The organism is Pseudomonas sp. S04 (assembly GCF_009834545.1).
Taxonomy (GTDB): Bacteria; Pseudomonadota; Gammaproteobacteria; order Pseudomonadales; family Pseudomonadaceae; genus Aquipseudomonas.
Window position 1 is genome coordinate 1,465,001 of record NZ_CP019427.1, and the last position, 17,081, is coordinate 1,482,081.

Sequence of the window (17,081 nt, forward strand, 5' to 3'; positions counted from 1 at the left end):
TCACACCATGGGAGTGGGTTGCACCAGAAGTAGCTAGTCTAACCTTCGGGAGGACGGTTACCACGGTGTGATTCATGACTGGGGTGAAGTCGTAACAAGGTAGCCGTAGGGGAACCTGCGGCTGGATCACCTCCTTAATCGACGACATCAGCTGCTGCATAAGCTCCCACACGAATTGCTTGATTCATTGAAGAAGACGATAAGAAGCAGCCATAAATTGGGTCTGTAGCTCAGTTGGTTAGAGCGCACCCCTGATAAGGGTGAGGTCGGCAGTTCGAATCTGCCCAGACCCACCAATTTTGTGTGGGAAGAACCTGTAGAAATACGGGGCCATAGCTCAGCTGGGAGAGCGCCTGCCTTGCACGCAGGAGGTCAACGGTTCGATCCCGTTTGGCTCCACCACTACTGCTTCTGTTTGTTGAAAGCTTAGAAATGAGCATTCCATCATTGTGATGGTGAATGTTGATTTCTAGTCTTTGATTAGATCGTTCTTTAAAAATTTGGGTATGTGATAGAAAGATAGACTGAACGTTACTTTCACTGGTAACGGATCAGGCTAAGGTAAAATTTGTGAGTTGCTCTATGAGCAAGTGCGAATTTTCGGCGAATGTCGTCTTCATAGTATAACCAGATTGCTTGGGGTTATATGGTCAAGTGAAGAAGCGCATACGGTGGATGCCTTGGCAGTCAGAGGCGATGAAAGACGTGGTAGCCTGCGAAAAGCTTCGGGGAGTCGGCAAACAGACTTTGATCCGGAGATGTCTGAATGGGGGAACCCAGCCATCATAAGATGGTTATCTTAAGCTGAATACATAGGCTTAAGAGGCGAACCAGGGGAACTGAAACATCTAAGTACCCTGAGGAAAAGAAATCAACCGAGATTCCCTTAGTAGTGGCGAGCGAACGGGGACTAGCCCTTAAGTGGCTTTGAGATTAGCGGAACGCTCTGGAAAGTGCGGCCATAGTGGGTGATAGCCCTGTACGCGAAAATCTCTTAGTCATGAAATCGAGTAGGACGGAGCACGAGAAACTTTGTCTGAATATGGGGGGACCATCCTCCAAGGCTAAATACTACTGACTGACCGATAGTGAACTAGTACCGTGAGGGAAAGGCGAAAAGAACCCCGGAGAGGGGAGTGAAATAGATCCTGAAACCGTATGCGTACAAGCAGTGGGAGCAGACTTGTTCTGTGACTGCGTACCTTTTGTATAATGGGTCAGCGACTTATTTTCAGTGGCGAGCTTAACCGAATAGGGGAGGCGTAGCGAAAGCGAGTCTTAATAGGGCGTCTAGTCGCTGGGAATAGACCCGAAACCGGGCGATCTATCCATGGGCAGGTTGAAGGTTGGGTAACACTAACTGGAGGACCGAACCGACTACCGTTGAAAAGTTAGCGGATGACCTGTGGATCGGAGTGAAAGGCTAATCAAGCTCGGAGATAGCTGGTTCTCCTCGAAAGCTATTTAGGTAGCGCCTCATGTATCACTGTAGGGGGTAGAGCACTGTTTCGGCTAGGGGGTCATCCCGACTTACCAAACCGATGCAAACTCCGAATACCTACAAGTGCCGAGCATGGGAGACACACGGCGGGTGCTAACGTCCGTCGTGAAAAGGGAAACAACCCAGACCGTCAGCTAAGGTCCCAAAGTTATGGTTAAGTGGGAAACGATGTGGGAAGGCTTAGACAGCTAGGAGGTTGGCTTAGAAGCAGCCACCCTTTAAAGAAAGCGTAATAGCTCACTAGTCGAGTCGGCCTGCGCGGAAGATGTAACGGGGCTCAAACCATACACCGAAGCTACGGGTATCACTTAGGTGATGCGGTAGAGGAGCGTTCTGTAAGCCTGTGAAGGTGAGTTGAGAAGCTTGCTGGAGGTATCAGAAGTGCGAATGCTGACATGAGTAACGACAATGGGTGTGAAAAACACCCACGCCGAAAGACCAAGGTTTCCTGCGCAACGTTAATCGACGCAGGGTTAGTCGGTCCCTAAGGCGAGGCTGAAAAGCGTAGTCGATGGAAAACAGGTTAATATTCCTGTACTTCTGGTTATTGCGATGGAGGGACGGAGAAGGCTAGGCCAGCTTGGCGTTGGTTGTCCAAGTTTAAGGTGGTAGGCTGGAATCTTAGGTAAATCCGGGATTCTAAGGCCGAGAGCTGATGACGAGTGTTCTTTTAGAACACGAAGTGGTTGATGCCATGCTTCCAAGAAAAGCTTCTAAGCTTCAGGTAACCAGGAACCGTACCCCAAACCGACACAGGTGGTTGGGTAGAGAATACCAAGGCGCTTGAGAGAACTCGGGTGAAGGAACTAGGCAAAATGGCACCGTAACTTCGGGAGAAGGTGCGCCGGTGAGGGTGAAGGACTTGCTCCGTAAGCCCACGCCGGTCGAAGATACCAGGCCGCTGCGACTGTTTATTAAAAACACAGCACTCTGCAAACACGAAAGTGGACGTATAGGGTGTGACGCCTGCCCGGTGCCGGAAGGTTAATTGATGGGGTTAGCTAACGCGAAGCTCTTGATCGAAGCCCCGGTAAACGGCGGCCGTAACTATAACGGTCCTAAGGTAGCGAAATTCCTTGTCGGGTAAGTTCCGACCTGCACGAATGGCGTAACGATGGCGGCGCTGTCTCCACCCGAGACTCAGTGAAATTGAAATCGCTGTGAAGATGCAGTGTATCCGCGGCTAGACGGAAAGACCCCGTGAACCTTTACTATAGCTTTGCACTGGACTTTGAATTTGCTTGTGTAGGATAGGTGGGAGGCTTTGAAGCGTGGACGCCAGTCTGCGTGGAGCCAACCTTGAAATACCACCCTGGCAACTTTGAGGTTCTAACTCAGGTCCGTTATCCGGATCGAGGACAGTGTATGGTGGGTAGTTTGACTGGGGCGGTCTCCTCCTAAAGAGTAACGGAGGAGTACGAAGGTGCGCTCAGACCGGTCGGAAATCGGTCGTAGAGTATAAAGGCAAAAGCGCGCTTGACTGCGAGACAGACACGTCGAGCAGGTACGAAAGTAGGTCTTAGTGATCCGGTGGTTCTGTATGGAAGGGCCATCGCTCAACGGATAAAAGGTACTCCGGGGATAACAGGCTGATACCGCCCAAGAGTTCATATCGACGGCGGTGTTTGGCACCTCGATGTCGGCTCATCACATCCTGGGGCTGAAGCCGGTCCCAAGGGTATGGCTGTTCGCCATTTAAAGTGGTACGCGAGCTGGGTTTAGAACGTCGTGAGACAGTTCGGTCCCTATCTGCCGTGGACGTTTGAGATTTGAGAGGGGCTGCTCCTAGTACGAGAGGACCGGAGTGGACGAACCTCTGGTGTTCCGGTTGTCACGCCAGTGGCATTGCCGGGTAGCTATGTTCGGAATAGATAACCGCTGAAAGCATCTAAGCGGGAAACTAGCCTCAAGATGAGATCTCACTGGGACCTTGAGTCCCCTGAAGGGCCGTCGAAGACTACGACGTTGATAGGTTGGGTGTGTAAGCGCTGTGAGGCGTTGAGCTAACCAATACTAATTGCCCGTGAGGCTTGACCATATAACACCCAAGCAATTTGACTACTTCGAAAGAAGCATCAGATTGCGGTGTGTGAAGACGAAACGAACCGAAAGTTCGAATCTGCTCAAAGCAACGCACAACACCGAAAGCTATCACATACCCAATTTGCTGAAGCGAGGCCGTCTGGCCACGACTCAGTACCCGAATTTCTTGACGACCATAGAGCATTGGAACCACCTGATCCCATCCCGAACTCAGCAGTGAAACGATGCATCGCCGATGGTAGTGTGGGGTTTCCCCATGTGAGAGTAGGTCATCGTCAAGATTAAATTCCGAAACCCCTATCTGCGTATGCAGGTAGGGGTTTTGTTTTTGTCCGCGAAAAACTCAGCGTCCTTCCCACGCGATCTTTGTTCAGGTAAACCCAAGAATCTTCACCGATACCTTCAAGGGATTGCCCTGTCCGGCCGATAACCCGATGGACGGTAGTCTCATCCGATGCCAAACCGGGCAGCGAAGTTGAGCACGTCCTTGTGGTTCATCTTTTTAATTGCCTGGAATCTTCGATGCTGGCGTACCACCAAAAGAGCTTTTTGATCGTCGATGATTTCTCGGATTTCCGCAGTTCAGTCCGATCGATGTTGCGCGAGTTGGGTGTGAAAGATGTCGACACGGCCGACACCGGCGAGGTCGCGCTGCGCATGTGCTCGCAGAAGCGCTACGACTTCATCCTGCAGGATTACCATCTGGGCGACGGCAAGAAGAACGGCCAGCAGGTACTCGAAGACCTGATGATCGAAAAACTGATCAGCCACGAAAGTATCTTCGTCATGGTCACTGCCGAGAGCAGCCAGGCCATGGTGCTCAGTGCCCTCGAGCACGAGCCGGATGCCTACCTGACCAAGCCGTTCAACCGCGCCGGCCTGGCCCAGCGCCTGGAGCGGTTGCAGCAGCGCAAGACCCTGCTCAAGCCGATCATGCAAGCGCTTGATCGCGGCAAACCGGTCGAGGTTCTCAACGCCTGCATCGCCCTGTGCAGACAGGACCCACGTTACTCGCCGCTGTGCCTGCGTTATCGCGCCGACGCATTGCGCGACATGAACCAGAACGAAGTGCTCGAACGTTTGTACAACAGCATCCTTGCCGACCGTCCGTTGCCCTGGGCCTACGTGGGGTTGGGGCGCCTGCTGTTCAAGCGCGGCCAGGTCGCCCAAGCCAAAGCGTTGTACGAAAAGGCTTTGAAGGTCTTCCCGATGATGCCCGGTCTGTACGATGGGCTGGCCGATGTCCTGGTGGCGCAAGGCAACAGCAAGTCGGCACAACGGGTGCTCGAAGAGGCAGTGCGTCTTTCCCCGCTGGCGGTCCGTCGGCAATCGTTGCTAGGCAAGCTGGCCATGAGCAACGAAGACTTCGATACCGCAGCCAAAGCCTATCGCCAGGCGGTCTCGCAAGGCGCGCAGTCGCGCTTCAAGGATCCAGAGAGCAACCTCGGCCTGGCCCATGCGTTGATCAGCAAGGGCAGTGAAAGGGGCCTGGACACCCGTGCCCGCCTGGAGATCAACCAGACCTTGAGCGCGGTCGCCAAGGAAAACCCCAGTGATCCCGGGTTACAGATTCGCGCGCGGCTGATGAAAGCCACCAGTTTGCTGATCAACGATGCGGAAACGGCCGACAAGCTCACCGAGCAGGCCCTGACTCGCCTCGACGGCATGGAACAGTTCATGAGCGCCGATGCGGCCTTGCTGGTGGCCAAGCAGTTGAAGATGTTGGGGCAGGCACAGGCCAGCGACTCGATGCTCAAGAACTGTGCGGAAATCTACGGCGATGACCCCGCGGTGATGCGCGGTATCGCCAGGCAGACCGATGATCCGGCGATTCTCAACTCGGGTACGGCCGCCGCAGACCTCAACCGCCAAGGCGTGCGCAGCTACAAGGCCGGTGCCCTGACCGAAGCCCGCGAGCTGTTTCGCGGTGCCTTGTTGCTGCAGCCGAAGAACATCAGCATTGCCCTCAACATGGCGCAGGCGTTGTTGCATGGGGTCACGGCCGATCTCGATCCGGGATTGCTAGAGGAGTGTCGCAAGTGTTTGAAGATGGTCGGCTTGATGCCCGAGAGCGACTCGCGGTATCCGCGTTATCAGAAGCTGCAGAACAAGGCGTTTGAGCAATGAGTGAGATTGATCAGGGGCTGGATTTTTCCACGGTGATTGCCTCCACCGTACACGACATGAAGAATTCCCTGACGGTGCTAATGCAAGCGCACGGCCAGTGGCTCGCCCGGCTGCCCAGTGCCCAACAGCAAACCGATGAGCAGGGCGTGATCGACTTCGAATTCGCTCATCTGAACGGCATGCTGGTGCAGTTGCTCGGTCTGTACAAGCTCGGCGTCAATCAGTTGCCCGTACGCCCGGACTACCATGAGTTGGACGATTTCATCGAGGCCCAATTGGCGGCGCATCAAGAGGTGTTCAAGAGTCGCGGCATTCTCGTCACCTACGAAGTCGATCCCTTGAGTCCGCTGGGTTTTTTCGACCGCGAATTGATCGGTACGGTGCTGGCCAATGCCATCAACAACGCGATCCGTTTTGCCCGGCAGTCACTGCTGATCAGCGTCGGTGAAGAAACCGGGCAGTTGGTGCTGACCATCAATGACGATGGCGAAGGCTATCCGGCCCAGATGATCGAGCGCCAGGAGCAGTACGTACAGGGCATTAACCCGGCCAGCGGCAGCACCGGCCTTGGTCTGTACTTTGCCGCGCGTATTGCCCAGTTGCACCAGCGCAACGGCGTGCCGGGGCGTACCGAAATCAGCAATGGCGGGCCTTTGGGCGGCGGCTTGTTCAGTCTCTATCTGCCTTGAGGCGTGACAGAACCTGTGCCAACAGAGTCTGATTGAGCTTTTCAGCGGTTGTGCTTGATATTCCGAACGGCTGATGCCTATTTTGTGCGGATCGCCATTAACGGCCTGCACAATACCAAGGATAGCGTCATGACGACCGATGGCCAGGGTTCTCTCGCACAGCGATTGACCGGCATTGATGAAGTTGAATGTGTCACCCCGGACCTCAATGGGGTGCCGCGCGGCAAGGTGATGACTGCCGCAGGATTTCTCGAGGGGCGACGGTTGCAGATGGCACGGGGGGTGCTGCTGCAATGCATCATGGGCGGTTATCCCGCCCCACGTTTTTACGGCAGCGACGACGGTGACCTCGCGCTCAATGCCGATCCGCAACAGATCCATCGTTTGCCCTGGAGTGCCCAACCGCGCGCGCTGGCGATCTGTGACGCCGACGAGTTGAGCGGCGCAAGCTCCCGGCTGTCCACCCGTGGCCAGCTCAAGGCCGTGGTTGCTCGTTATGCCGCGCTGGGCCTGGCGCCCGTGGTGGCGACCGAGATGGAATTTTTTGTGTTCGCTCCCAATACCGACCCGACCCAGCCGTTCCAGCCGCCCATTGGCCTGGACGGGCGTCGCGAAGACGGCCTTTCGGCGTTCAGCATCAGTTCCAACAATGGTTTGCGTCCGTTCTTCAATGAGGTCTACGCCAGCATGGCGGCGTTGGGGTTGCCGCGGGACACCTTCATGCACGAAATGGGCGTCAGCCAGTTCGAGATCAACCTGCTGCACGGCGATCCCCTGTTGCTGGCCGACCAGACGTTCCTGTTCAAGCACCTGCTCAAGGAAGTGGCGCTCAAGCACGGCTTGACCGTGGTCTGCATGGCCAAGCCCCTGGCCCACACGGCCGGCAGCTCGATGCACATTCACCAGAGCGTGGTCGAGCTCGGCACCGATCGCAACGTGTTCAGTGACGAGTCCGGCGAGCCAACGGCGATGTTCCGTCACTTCATCGGCGGCCAGCAGGCCGGCATGGCCGACTTCACAGCGCTGTTCGCACCGAACGTCAATTCCTACCAGCGCCTGTGCCATCCCTACGCATCACCCAACAACGCCTGCTGGTCCCATGACAACCGCGCCGCCGGATTACGTATTCCCGCCAGTTCGCCAGCCGCGCGCCGGGTCGAAAACCGCCTGCCGGGCGCCGACGCCAACCCTTACCTGGCGATCGCCGCCAGCCTGGCCGCGGGGCTGCACGGTATCGAGCAGCAACTGGAACCGACCCCGGCAATCCAGGGCGAATTCAGCGTGCCGGAAAGTTTGTCTCTGCCATGTACCTTGCATGCGGCTCTTGAACGTCTGAAACGTAGCCAATTGGCGAAGGAACTGTTCGGCATGGAGTTCATCGAAGGCTACATCGCCTCGAAGACCATGGAGTTGACCAGCTTCTTTGATGAGATCACTCCCTGGGAACGGCGCGTTTTAGCTGCCCAGGCCTAACCGACCCGCCGCTGTCGGGCTATCGTAGAAGGTAGCCTGATCCTCACTGCAAGGAGCCGCTCGGAACGCCGATGCGCCAAATCTGGAAATCCTTTCGAGCGCTGTATTTCGCCTCGCTGATGATGTTGATCGGCTCGGGCTTGCTTAGCACCTACCTGGCCCTGCGCCTGGCCGCCGACCAGGTCGACGGCCTGTGGATCGGTGCATTGATGGCGGCCAACTATTTCGGCCTGGTCCTGGGCGGCAAGATCGGTCACCGGTTGATTGCCCGGGTCGGACACATCCGGGCCTATTCCGCCTGTGCCGGGATAGTCGGGGCCGCCGTGCTCGGGCATGGCCTGGTGGACTGGCTACCGGCCTGGCTGATTCTGCGGATGGTGGTTGGCCTGGGCATGATGTGCCAGTACATGGTCATCGAGAGCTGGCTCAACGAACAGGCCGACGCCAAGCAGCGGGGCATGGTGTTCAGCGGCTACATGATCGCCTCCTACCTGGGCTTGGTGCTGGGCCAGTTGATTCTGGTCATGCACCCGTCCCTGGGCCTGGAGTTGCTGATGCTGGTCGCCTTGTGTTTTGCCCTGTGCCTGGTCCCCGTGACCCTGACCCGACGCATTCACCCGGCGCCCTTGCATCCGGCGCCGATGGAGCCGCGCTTCTTCATGAAGCGGGTGCCACAGTCCCTCAGCACGGTGCTCGGGGCGGGGCTGATCGTCGGCTCGTTCTATGGCCTGGCGCCGCTGTATGCCTCCCAGCAAGGGCTCTCCACCGAGCAGGTCGGCCTGTTCATGGGTAGCTGCATCTTTGCCGGCCTGGTGGTGCAATGGCCGCTGGGCTGGCTGTCGGATCGCTACGACCGGGCGGTGCTGATTCGCAGCTTCGCCATTTGCCTGGCGTTGGCTGCGTTGCCTCTGGCGATCATGCCCAAGGTGCCGCTGGAAGTATTGTTCATCGCCGGGTTTGCCTGCTCGCTGGTGCAGTTCTGCCTGTATCCGCTGGCGGTGGCGTTCTCCAACGACCACGTCGAGGGCGATCGGCGGGTGTCGCTGACCGCGATGTTGCTGGTGACATACGGGGTCGGGGCGAGTATCGGGCCGTTGGTGGCGGGGGTGCTGATGAAGTTTTTCGGCAGCCAGATGCTCTACGCGTTTTTCAGCTTCTTCGCCCTGGTCCTGGTCTGGCGCATCCGGCCCAAAGCGGTGACCAACCTGCATCAGGTCGATGACGCGCCGCTGCACCACGTGGCGATGCCGGACAGCATGTCCAGTTCGCCACTGGTGGCTGCACTCGATCCCCGGGTCGACGAGCAGGTGGTGCAGGACCAGATGCAGAACGGTGCCAGTCCTGACCCCGAGCCTGAGCCGGAGACCGAAGCGGGGACCGAGGCCGAGCAGACGAATACCGATCCGCCGCCGGACGATGAACATCCCCACACTTTCACTGGGGCCAGGCCTTGATCTGAAGGCAAAAAAAACGGGCAGTCACCGCAAGGGGCTGCCCGTTTTTTTTGCCTGGCGAATCAGAAATCGTCTTTATCGAAACGCCGGGCTTCACGCTGCAACTGATAGACAAAACGCTCGACCTGGCGCTGCACCAGGCCGCTCATGTTGTGAAAGCGCACGCCGGCGAAGGTGGTGTCGATCCGCTCTTCGTGATGCAGGTAACGCAGCTCCACCGAGGTGGTCATGCTGCCGAAGGGCAGGGCGGCCAGGAAGCGGTCGTAGACCTGGCCCAATTGCAGCCCGCTGGTGATGTCGCCGTCAAAACGCAGCTTGCAGCCGGTGGCGGAGATGTCCAGCAACTTGCCGCTCAGGGGCACCTTGAGCTTCTCGCCAGCCAGTTCAATATTGACCAGTTGCGCCAGCTTCAAGGCCGCGCGAAAAGCATTGCGGCGCTGGTGGTAGACCACCTCGTCGGGCAGCGTGCCGCGGTAGCAGCGGCCACCGTTGGCTTCGTCGATGGCCAGGGTGCCGTTGCTCTCCCAGGCGATGCGCACGCCTTCATGAAAGCCTTCGATCCGGAACGGTTCACCCGCCAGCAGGAAACGCTCGCCATCGCGCGGGATCATTTCGTCGAGGGCAATCATGGCGCTTTCGCGATCGACGTCCACCAGGTAGCTCTGGAAGCGCTGGCTGCGCTCGTGGAACGTGATGATCAGGGGATCATGGCTCTCTTGCAGCATGCGCAGGGTGCTGGCGATTTCCAGAGGTGTCGTGAGCACTTTCGGTGGCTGCGGAGCATCTTCCGCGTTTGAGGCATTGAACACGGTTTATCACTCTCCAGACAGAATACGGTCACACGCAAGAGCCAGCATTCTGCCAGCATGTTTCGCGCCTTGATAGAGCGCGCTCAGAGGCGAGGTCAAGCCTGGCTGAGTGGGCGCGGCTTCACGAGCATGGCGGTTGAGCCGCGTGCGTCATAAAGGGTCGGAGACTCGCCGCCATTGAGGATTCTCAATTGATGGGCAGTGGAGGCTTGTTGCACCTGGATCGAGCGGCCGTTGTGCGCGTTGGCGCTCTGGCACTCGTTAAGCAGATGATTGAGCGCCTCGCTCTGGGCTAGCAGTTGCTCGCCGAGGCTGGACTGGGCGGCCAGCTGTTGCAGGCCGCTGGTGTCGGTTGGCAGGTTGAGGCTGGCGAGTATTTCGCTGCGCCGACGACCATGCTGATCGAGCAGGACGATCAGGCCTTGCTTGCTGGCAAGGATCTGCTCCAGCCGTTGCATGTCGCGACCGTGCAGTGCCAGGGATTCTTGCCCCAGCAAATCGAGCAACTGTTGAGCTGGCTCAAGGTCGTCGGTGATCAGTTGCAGTAAATTGTTATCGTGCATGGCTGGCCTTGGGTTTTAAGCGTCCAAAAGCCTGGCGCAAGCCTGGTGGGCTAGCGCTGGGCTTCGAAGTTGAGCAGTTTGCTGGCGACGCGGTTGCTGTCGACTTTATAGCTGCCATCGGCAATCGCGGCTTTCAACTCGGCCACACGGGCTTTGTCGACTGCGGGCTGATCGCGCAGCGTGTCGCTGATCTTCTGCAACTGCTGGGCCTCGTTGCTGAAGTGGACTGATTCCCCGCTCTGTTTGGCCGCGACCTGTTGGGTCTCGGTCGACAGCGGCGCGTTTTGAGCGGCGTCAGCAGATTCCTGGCTGGCACTGGTGCGCGTGCTGGTGAGCGTGGGGGAGCTGTTCAAACGGCTGAAATCGATAACCATGATGCGAAAAACCTCTGGGAATTTGGACGCTTGCCATGTTTTCGGCAAAATCGCGAAAAACTTTAGGCTCATTTCTCGATGAGCACGGGCGCGTCGGCATTTGCCCTGCGTGAGGCACAGTTTAGGGAATGGCTGGCACCTTCGCCAGTTATCTACATGGCCACTTCAACCTGGCCGGGGGCGATCACCTGAGCCTTGATCACCCGCTGGGAGTTCAGGTTCTTGACCCGGATCTGTTGGTTCATGCCGCCATTGGCCAGCGCCTCCCCGGGCATTCGTACGCTGAGCGTGCCACTGCGGGCGGTGATCACCACCTGATCGCCCTTGCGTACCACTTCGGCCTGCTCCAGGTGGACCAGGGTAATGACCTGGTCATTGACCATTGGTCGGACAATTTTTTGCCCGATCGCCTGGTCGACATTGGTCAGGTAACCCTGGTTGATCAGGCTGATGTCGCGCTCACGCAGGATAACGTCCGCCGGCTCGATGATTGCGGCGCGTTTGAGCGGGCGGGTGCTGGTCACCACCTCGCGGAACAGCCGGACTTGCGCGGGCACGAACACGGTCCAGGGCGAAGTGCCGTCGCAACGGACCTTCACCGTGACTCGGCCCACTGGCTTGGTCGGGCTCTCCAGGGACGCTGTCAATTCCTTGTCGCAGGTCGGCAGGCGCAGACGGGGATCGAGTTGCTTGACCTCGATCTCGTAGCGGCCTTCGGTTTGGCTGGACGCCAGATAGTCTTCAACAGTGAATTCAAGAAAGCCCTGAGTGACGCCGATAAGTAGATCAGGCAAGGTAAGCGGATCTGCAAGGGCAGGGCTGCCAGCGTTGAAAAGGCACGCCGCCGCAACCGCGCCGAGCAATCGGCGGCAGGTTGAGGTCAGGCGTCGGAAAAATGTCGTGTTCACGTTCATAGCGGTTAAAAAGCAAGCGCCGTGCCGTTTAGTGATGAATGTGCGTCGCAACACACTTAGCGTTGGTGTAGGGGGCTGGGCATGGCTGGTGTAATGGATTCAGTAAACCAGCGCACACAACTGGTGGGGCAGAATCGCCTGGAGCTGTTGTTGTTCCGTCTCGACGGTCCGCAGCTCTATGGCATCAATGTGTTCAAGGTTCGGGAAGTGCTGCAATGCCCGAAACTGACCCTGATGCCCAAATCCAATCCTGTCGTGTGCGGTGTGGCAAGTATTCGGGGCGCAACCATTCCGATCATGGACCTGGCAATGGCCACGGGGTCGGGCGGGTTGCAGGACCAGAGCAATCCCTTTGTGATCATCACCGAGTACAACACCAAGACCCAAGGGTTCCTGGTGCGCTCGGTCGAGCGGATCGTCAACATGAACTGGGAGGAGATCCATCCGCCACCCAAGGGCACGGGCCACGATCACTACCTGACGGCGGTGACGCGGGTCGACAATCAGTTGGTGGAAATCATCGACGTCGAGAAGGTCCTGGCCGAAGTGGCGCCGGCACCGGAAGCGATTTCCGCCGGGGTGGTGGATGACGAGACGCAACACAAGGCGCTGTCGCTGCGGGTGCTGACGGTCGATGACTCGTCGGTGGCGCGCAAGCAGGTTTCCCGTTGCCTGCAGACGGTCGGGGTCGAGGTCGTGGCGTTGAACGACGGCCGGCAGGCGCTGGACTACCTGCGCAAGCTGGTGGAGGAGGGCAAGAAGCCGGAAGAGGAATTCCTGATGATGATTTCCGACATCGAGATGCCGGAAATGGACGGCTACACCCTGACCGCCGAGATCCGCAACGACCCGCGCATGCAAAAGCTGCACATCATCCTGCATACTTCGTTGTCAGGCGTATTCAATCAGGCGATGGTCAAGAAAGTCGGTGCCGATGACTTCCTGGCCAAGTTCCGCCCTGATGACCTGGCATCCCGGGTAGTCGACCGGATCAAAGCAGCAGATATCAGCTAGGTGGCCTTTGCCCCTGGCGATCAACACGATTTTAGAGGCGGCATCATTGTCTACGGGTAATTTGGATTTCGAACAGTTCCGGGTCTTCCTGGAAAAAGCCTGTGGCATTTTGCTCGGTGAAAACAAACAGTATCTGGTCTCGAGCCGTCTCAACAAACTGATGGAACAGCAAGGTATCAAGTCGTTGGGTGAGCTGGTCCAGCGCATTCAAGTCCAGCCGCGCGGTGGGTTGCGCGAGATGGTAGTGGACGCGATGACCACCAACGAAACCCTCTGGTTTCGTGACACCTATCCGTTTGAAGTGTTGAAGAACAAGGTCTTGCCCGAAGCGATCAAGGCCAGTCCCGGCCAGCGCCTGCGGATCTGGTCGGCGGCCTGTTCGTCGGGGCAGGAACCCTATTCGCTGTCGATGTCGATCGACGAGTTCGAGCGGACCAACATGGGCCAGTTGCGGATGGGGGTGCAGATTGTCGCTACCGATCTTTCCGGGACCATGCTGAACAACTGCAAGTCCGGCGAGTACGACAGCCTGGCGATTGGCCGCGGTCTTTCGCCAGAGCGCCTGCAGCGTTTCTTCGACCCGAAAGGGCCGGGGCGTTGGGCGGTCAAGGCGCCGATCAAGAGCCGGGTGGAGTTCCGCTCGTTCAACCTGCTGGACAGCTATGCCAGCCTGGGCAAGTTCGACATCGTGTTCTGCCGCAACGTGCTGATCTACTTCTCTGCCGAAGTGAAGAAGGACATCCTGTTGCGCATTCACAGTACGCTCAAGCCGGGCGGGTACCTGTTCCTCGGCGCGTCCGAAGCCCTCAACGGCTTGCCGGATCACTATCAGATGGTCCAGTGCAGTCCGGGGATCATCTACCAGGCCAAGTGATGGTCAGGTGGCAAAAAAAGCGGGAGTCCTCAGGGGCTCCCGTTTTTTATCGTGCTGCACAATCCTTGTAGCGCGCCTGTCGAGCAGCCCAAGGCGGCAGAAAAGCGGCAGGTGCCGGAAGACGCTTGCCGCTTTTCTGGCATTGCCACCTTGCCGCTTTCGGCCAAGGCCCCTGTTTGCGGGGCCTGGCGAGCTGGCACGGGGCTTGCTTTGTGCCTGTTACGAAAAATCAGGTCACCCAAAGGTTTGCGCCATGAGCATCAGCTTCGATAAAGCGCTCGGTATCCACCAACAAGCCCTCAGCTTCCGCGCCCAGCGTGCCGAAGTGCTGGCCAACAACATCACTAATGCCGACACGCCGAACTACAAGGCGCGGGACCTGGATTTCTCGGCGGTCCTGGCCGCCCAGGCCGACAAGAGCAAGAACGGCAGCTTCGCGTTGAACAAGACCAACAGCCGTCATATCGAAGCCCGGGGCCTGAGCAGCGGTGACGAGTCGCTGCTGTACCGCACGCCGATGCAACCGTCGATCGACCAGAACACCGTGGACGCCCAACTGGAACAGGCCAACTACGCCGAGAACTCGGTGAACTTCCAGGCCAGCTTCACCTTGCTCAATAGCAAATTCAAAGGGCTGGTAGCGGCCCTGCGCGGAGAGTAATTCATGTCCCTGTCGAGTGTTTTTAATATTGCCGGTAGTGGCATGAGTGCCCAGACCACGCGCCTCAACACCGTGGCCAGTAACATCGCCAACGCCGAGACCGTCTCGTCGAGCATCGACCAGACCTACCGTGCCCGGCACCCGGTATTTGCCACCATGTTCCAGGGTGGCCAGTCGGGCGGCGGTGACTCGCTGTTCCAGAACCAGGACGCGGCCGGCCAGGGCGTGCAAGTGCTGGGCGTGGTCGAGGACCAGAGCAATCTGGAAGCGCGCTACCTGCCGAACCATCCGGCGGCTGACGCCAAGGGCTACGTCTACTACCCCAACGTCAACGTGGTTGAAGAGATGGCCGACATGATTTCCGCCAGCCGTTCGTTCCAGACCAACGCGGAAATGATGAACACCGCCAAGACCATGATGCAGAAGGTCCTGACCCTCGGTCAGTGATAAGGGGCAGCGTCGATGAGTGTTACCGATTCCACCAGTGGCCTGAGTCTCAACGACATTCTTGCGAACTCCAAGACCACCGTCACCAACACCAGCAATGACGGCCTGGCGGCCGCTGCCGGCAGCAAGACCGGCAAGAACGAGCTGGGCAAGGACGCGTTCCTGCAACTGCTGGTGACTCAGTTGAAGAACCAGAACCCCCTCGACCCGCAGGACAACAGCGAGTTCGTCGCCCAGCTGGCGCAGTTCAGCAGCCTGGAAGGCATCACTACCCTGAACTCCTCGGTGAACAACATCTCGAGCTCGTTCAAATCGTCCCAGGCCCTGCAGGCGTCGTCGCTGGTGGGTCGTTCGGTAGTGGTCCAAACCGGCTCGGCCTATGTCGACAGCACCAAGAGCATGACCGGCTCGGTGGTTATCCCGGCCTCGGTGGCTGGCACCACGGTGACCATCAGCGACAAGGACGGCAAGGCGGTGAAAACCATCGAGCTGGGCAGCCAGGCCCAGGGCAATGCCAGTTTCGTCTGGGACGGCACCAACACCGCGGGCGAGAAAGTCGACCCGGGTACCTACACCTTCAAGGCCAGTGCGCAGATCGACGGCAAGGCAACTGACCTGATCACCTACCTGCCGGCGACCGTCAACAGCGTGACCCTGAGCCAGACCGGCGGCGAGATGATGTTGAACCTCGCCAACATGGGCTCCATCGCCCTGTCCAAAGTACAGACCATTGGTCTATAGAGCCGGCTAGCGCGGCAACAAGGAGTGGAATATGTCTTTCAATATCGGCCTTAGCGGTCTCTATGCGGCCAACAAACAACTCGACGTTACCGGCAACAACATTGCCAACGTCGCCACCACCGGCTTCAAATCCTCCCGCGTGGAATTCGAAGACGTGTACGCGGCAAGCAAGCTGGGTAACGGCAACAAGTCCATCGGCAGTGGCGTGAGCCTGGCCAACGTCTCCCAGCAATTTCGCCAGGGTGATGTGACCAACACCGGCAACGTGCTGGACATGGCCATCCGTGGTTCGGGCTTCTTCGTGCTCAACGACGGCGGTTCGCTGACCTACACCCGCGCCGGTACCTTCAACGTCGACAAGGACGGCTTCATCACCAACAGTGCTGGCACCGCGCGCCTGCAGGGTTATGCGGTCGATGAGAACGGCAAGATCCTCAAGGATGTAATCGGTGACCTGAAAATCGACCAGGCGAACCTGCAGCCGAAAACCACCGGCAACATTTCCTCGAGTATCAACCTGAACTCCAGCAAGCCGATCATCGATCCGGCGGTCACCCCGTTCGACCCGACCAAGATCGACACCTACACCGACATGTTCACCACCCCGATCTACGACAGCCAGGGCAACCAGCACAACCTGGACCAGTACGTGGTCAAGACCGGTGCCAACACCTGGCAGACCTACACCCTGGTAGAGGGACGCAACCCGAACGGCTCGGCCTTCGTACCGGCCGGCCTCGGTTCGCCGGCAACGCCGAGCAACCAGACTGCCATGACCATGAACTTCGGTTCCGACGGCAAGCTGCTGGACATCGACGCACCGGCCAGCGGCAGCCCGTACACCGTCAGCGGCAACTCGATTGTCATGGGCGCGGGCGTCTGGACGCCGGGTACGGTCAAGGATGGCGTGTGGACGGCCAACGGTGCCGTGGGCAATGCCACCGGCGTCACCAACGACCTGGCCCTGACCACCCAGTACAACTCGGCAACCATCCGCAACCTGCCGACCCAGGACGGCTACGCCACCGGCCAGATCACCAACCTGACCATCGACGGTACCGGTACGCTGTTCGCCAACTTCAGCAACAGCAAGTCCAAGGCGATCGGCCAGGTCACCCTGGCCAGCTTCAACAACGAGCAGGGCTTGCAGGCCGCCGGTGGCACCAGTTGGAAGGAGACCTACCTGTCCGGTTTCGCCGCGTACGACGCCGGCCAGACCGGCACCCTCGGTTCGGTGGTGTCCAACTCGCTGGAAGACTCCAACGTCAACCTGACCAATGAGCTGGTGGACCTGATCAAGGGCCAGAGCAACTACCAAGCCAACGCCAAGACCATCTCCACCCAGAGCACCATCATGCAGACCATCATTCAGATGGCCTGATGCCGGTGGGTTAAGC

The 17,081-nt window shown here is 58.4% G+C and carries 14 protein-coding genes, 2 tRNA genes and 3 rRNA genes (1 of these 19 cut by a window edge); 15 read left to right on the plus strand and 4 right to left on the minus strand.

Annotation, left to right across the window (positions count from 1 at the left end; genetic code table 11):
- From PspS04_RS06400 to PspS04_RS06440, 9 genes are all read left to right on the plus strand, one after another.
- Positions 1-137 (plus strand): 16S ribosomal RNA (locus tag PspS04_RS06400) (it extends 1,400 nt beyond the left edge of the window).
- Between the two features lie 82 nt (positions 138-219).
- Positions 220-296, plus strand: a tRNA-Ile gene (locus tag PspS04_RS06405).
- 30 nt (positions 297-326) lie between these two features.
- Positions 327-402 (plus strand) — tRNA-Ala (locus PspS04_RS06410).
- Positions 403-648: 246 nt separating this feature from the next.
- Positions 649-3,539 (plus strand): 23S ribosomal RNA (locus PspS04_RS06415).
- A 170-nt stretch (positions 3,540-3,709) separates the two neighbouring features.
- Positions 3,710-3,825, plus strand: a 5S ribosomal RNA gene (gene rrf, locus PspS04_RS06420).
- The 16S, 23S and 5S rRNA genes sit together here with 2 tRNA genes alongside, the layout of an rRNA operon.
- A gap of 241 nt (positions 3,826-4,066) precedes the next feature.
- Positions 4,067-5,671 carry a tetratricopeptide repeat-containing response regulator gene (locus tag PspS04_RS06425; RefSeq protein WP_095171798.1) on the plus strand — a complete coding sequence of 535 codons (1,605 nt, stop codon included), beginning with the start codon at positions 4,067-4,069 and terminating at the stop codon, positions 5,669-5,671.
- Positions 5,668-6,360, plus strand: a complete 693-nt coding sequence (locus PspS04_RS06430) for a sensor histidine kinase (RefSeq protein WP_095171800.1) — start codon at positions 5,668-5,670, stop codon at positions 6,358-6,360. Before PspS04_RS06425 ends, PspS04_RS06430 begins: the two co-directional genes overlap by 4 nt.
- Positions 6,361-6,591: 231 nt before the next feature.
- A complete protein-coding gene (locus PspS04_RS06435; RefSeq protein ID WP_162530220.1) occupies positions 6,592-7,833 on the plus strand; it encodes a glutamine synthetase family protein in 1,242 nt (413 codons plus the stop codon).
- A 71-nt stretch (positions 7,834-7,904) separates the two neighbouring features.
- Entirely contained in the window at positions 7,905-9,287 is a 1,383-nt protein-coding gene (locus PspS04_RS06440) for an MFS transporter (protein ID WP_095171803.1), read from the plus strand.
- Positions 9,288-9,349: 62 nt separating this feature from the next.
- On the opposite strand, the gene PspS04_RS06445 is transcribed toward PspS04_RS06440, so the two are convergent.
- The 4 genes from PspS04_RS06445 to flgA form a co-directional block, all read right to left on the minus strand.
- Positions 9,350-10,096 carry a flagellar brake protein gene (locus PspS04_RS06445; RefSeq protein WP_159994225.1) on the minus strand — a complete coding sequence of 249 codons (747 nt, stop codon included), beginning with the start codon at positions 10,094-10,096 and terminating at the stop codon, positions 9,350-9,352.
- Positions 10,097-10,191: 95 nt separating this feature from the next.
- The gene (locus tag PspS04_RS06450; RefSeq protein ID WP_095171806.1) at positions 10,192-10,659 is read right to left on the minus strand and encodes a flagella synthesis protein FlgN; all 468 of its coding nucleotides are present in this window, start codon (positions 10,657-10,659) and stop codon (positions 10,192-10,194) included.
- A gap of 50 nt (positions 10,660-10,709) precedes the next feature.
- A complete protein-coding gene (flgM, locus tag PspS04_RS06455; protein ID WP_159994227.1) occupies positions 10,710-11,033 on the minus strand; it encodes a flagellar biosynthesis anti-sigma factor FlgM in 324 nt (107 codons plus the stop codon).
- Positions 11,034-11,185: 152 nt separating this feature from the next.
- Positions 11,186-11,947 (minus strand): flagellar basal body P-ring formation chaperone FlgA, encoded by a 762-nt coding sequence (gene flgA / locus PspS04_RS06460; protein ID WP_159994229.1) that lies wholly within the window; start codon positions 11,945-11,947, stop codon positions 11,186-11,188.
- Positions 11,948-12,028: 81 nt separating this feature from the next.
- On the opposite strand from flgA, the gene PspS04_RS06465 reads away from it, so the two are divergent.
- From PspS04_RS06465 to flgE, 6 genes are all read left to right on the plus strand, one after another.
- The gene (locus PspS04_RS06465; protein ID WP_095171810.1) at positions 12,029-12,961 is read left to right on the plus strand and encodes a chemotaxis protein CheV; all 933 of its coding nucleotides are present in this window, start codon (positions 12,029-12,031) and stop codon (positions 12,959-12,961) included.
- Positions 12,962-13,007: 46 nt separating this feature from the next.
- Positions 13,008-13,835, plus strand: a complete 828-nt coding sequence (gene cheR / locus PspS04_RS06470) for a protein-glutamate O-methyltransferase CheR (RefSeq protein ID WP_095171812.1) — start codon at positions 13,008-13,010, stop codon at positions 13,833-13,835.
- Between the two features lie 253 nt (positions 13,836-14,088).
- Positions 14,089-14,496, plus strand: coding sequence for a flagellar basal body rod protein FlgB (gene flgB / locus PspS04_RS06475; RefSeq protein ID WP_159994231.1), 408 nt, complete (start codon positions 14,089-14,091; stop codon positions 14,494-14,496).
- Positions 14,497-14,499: 3 nt separating this feature from the next.
- Positions 14,500-14,943 carry a flagellar basal body rod protein FlgC gene (flgC, locus tag PspS04_RS06480; protein ID WP_095171815.1) on the plus strand — a complete coding sequence of 148 codons (444 nt, stop codon included), beginning with the start codon at positions 14,500-14,502 and terminating at the stop codon, positions 14,941-14,943.
- 15 nt (positions 14,944-14,958) lie between these two features.
- Positions 14,959-15,684: a flagellar hook assembly protein FlgD gene (gene flgD / locus PspS04_RS06485; RefSeq protein ID WP_095171817.1), complete on the plus strand. Its 726-nt coding sequence runs from the start codon at positions 14,959-14,961 to the stop codon at positions 15,682-15,684.
- Between the two features lie 31 nt (positions 15,685-15,715).
- On the plus strand, positions 15,716-17,065 hold the full coding sequence (gene flgE, locus PspS04_RS06490) for a flagellar hook protein FlgE (protein ID WP_095171818.1): 1,350 nt from the start codon (positions 15,716-15,718) through the stop codon (positions 17,063-17,065).
- Positions 17,066-17,081 lie beyond the last annotated feature (16 nt).

Coding starts and splice junctions, on each gene's coding strand:
- PspS04_RS06425 (WP_095171798.1), top strand. CDS start 4,067: ATGCTGGCGTACCACCAAAAGAGCTTTTTGATCGTCGATGATTTCTCG.
- PspS04_RS06430 (WP_095171800.1), top strand. CDS start 5,668: ATGAGTGAGATTGATCAGGGGCTGGATTTTTCCACGGTGATTGCCTCC.
- PspS04_RS06435 (WP_162530220.1), top strand. CDS start 6,592: ATGACTGCCGCAGGATTTCTCGAGGGGCGACGGTTGCAGATGGCACGG.
- PspS04_RS06440 (WP_095171803.1), top strand. CDS start 7,905: ATGCGCCAAATCTGGAAATCCTTTCGAGCGCTGTATTTCGCCTCGCTG.
- PspS04_RS06450 (WP_095171806.1), bottom strand. CDS start 10,659: ATGCACGATAACAATTTACTGCAACTGATCACCGACGACCTTGAGCCA.
- flgM (WP_159994227.1), bottom strand. CDS start 11,033: ATGGTTATCGATTTCAGCCGTTTGAACAGCTCCCCCACGCTCACCAGC.
- flgA (WP_159994229.1), bottom strand. CDS start 11,947: ATGAACGTGAACACGACATTTTTCCGACGCCTGACCTCAACCTGCCGC.
- PspS04_RS06465 (WP_095171810.1), top strand. CDS start 12,029: ATGGCTGGTGTAATGGATTCAGTAAACCAGCGCACACAACTGGTGGGG.
- flgB (WP_159994231.1), top strand. CDS start 14,089: ATGAGCATCAGCTTCGATAAAGCGCTCGGTATCCACCAACAAGCCCTC.
- flgC (WP_095171815.1), top strand. CDS start 14,500: ATGTCCCTGTCGAGTGTTTTTAATATTGCCGGTAGTGGCATGAGTGCC.
- flgD (WP_095171817.1), top strand. CDS start 14,959: ATGAGTGTTACCGATTCCACCAGTGGCCTGAGTCTCAACGACATTCTT.
- flgE (WP_095171818.1), top strand. CDS start 15,716: ATGTCTTTCAATATCGGCCTTAGCGGTCTCTATGCGGCCAACAAACAA.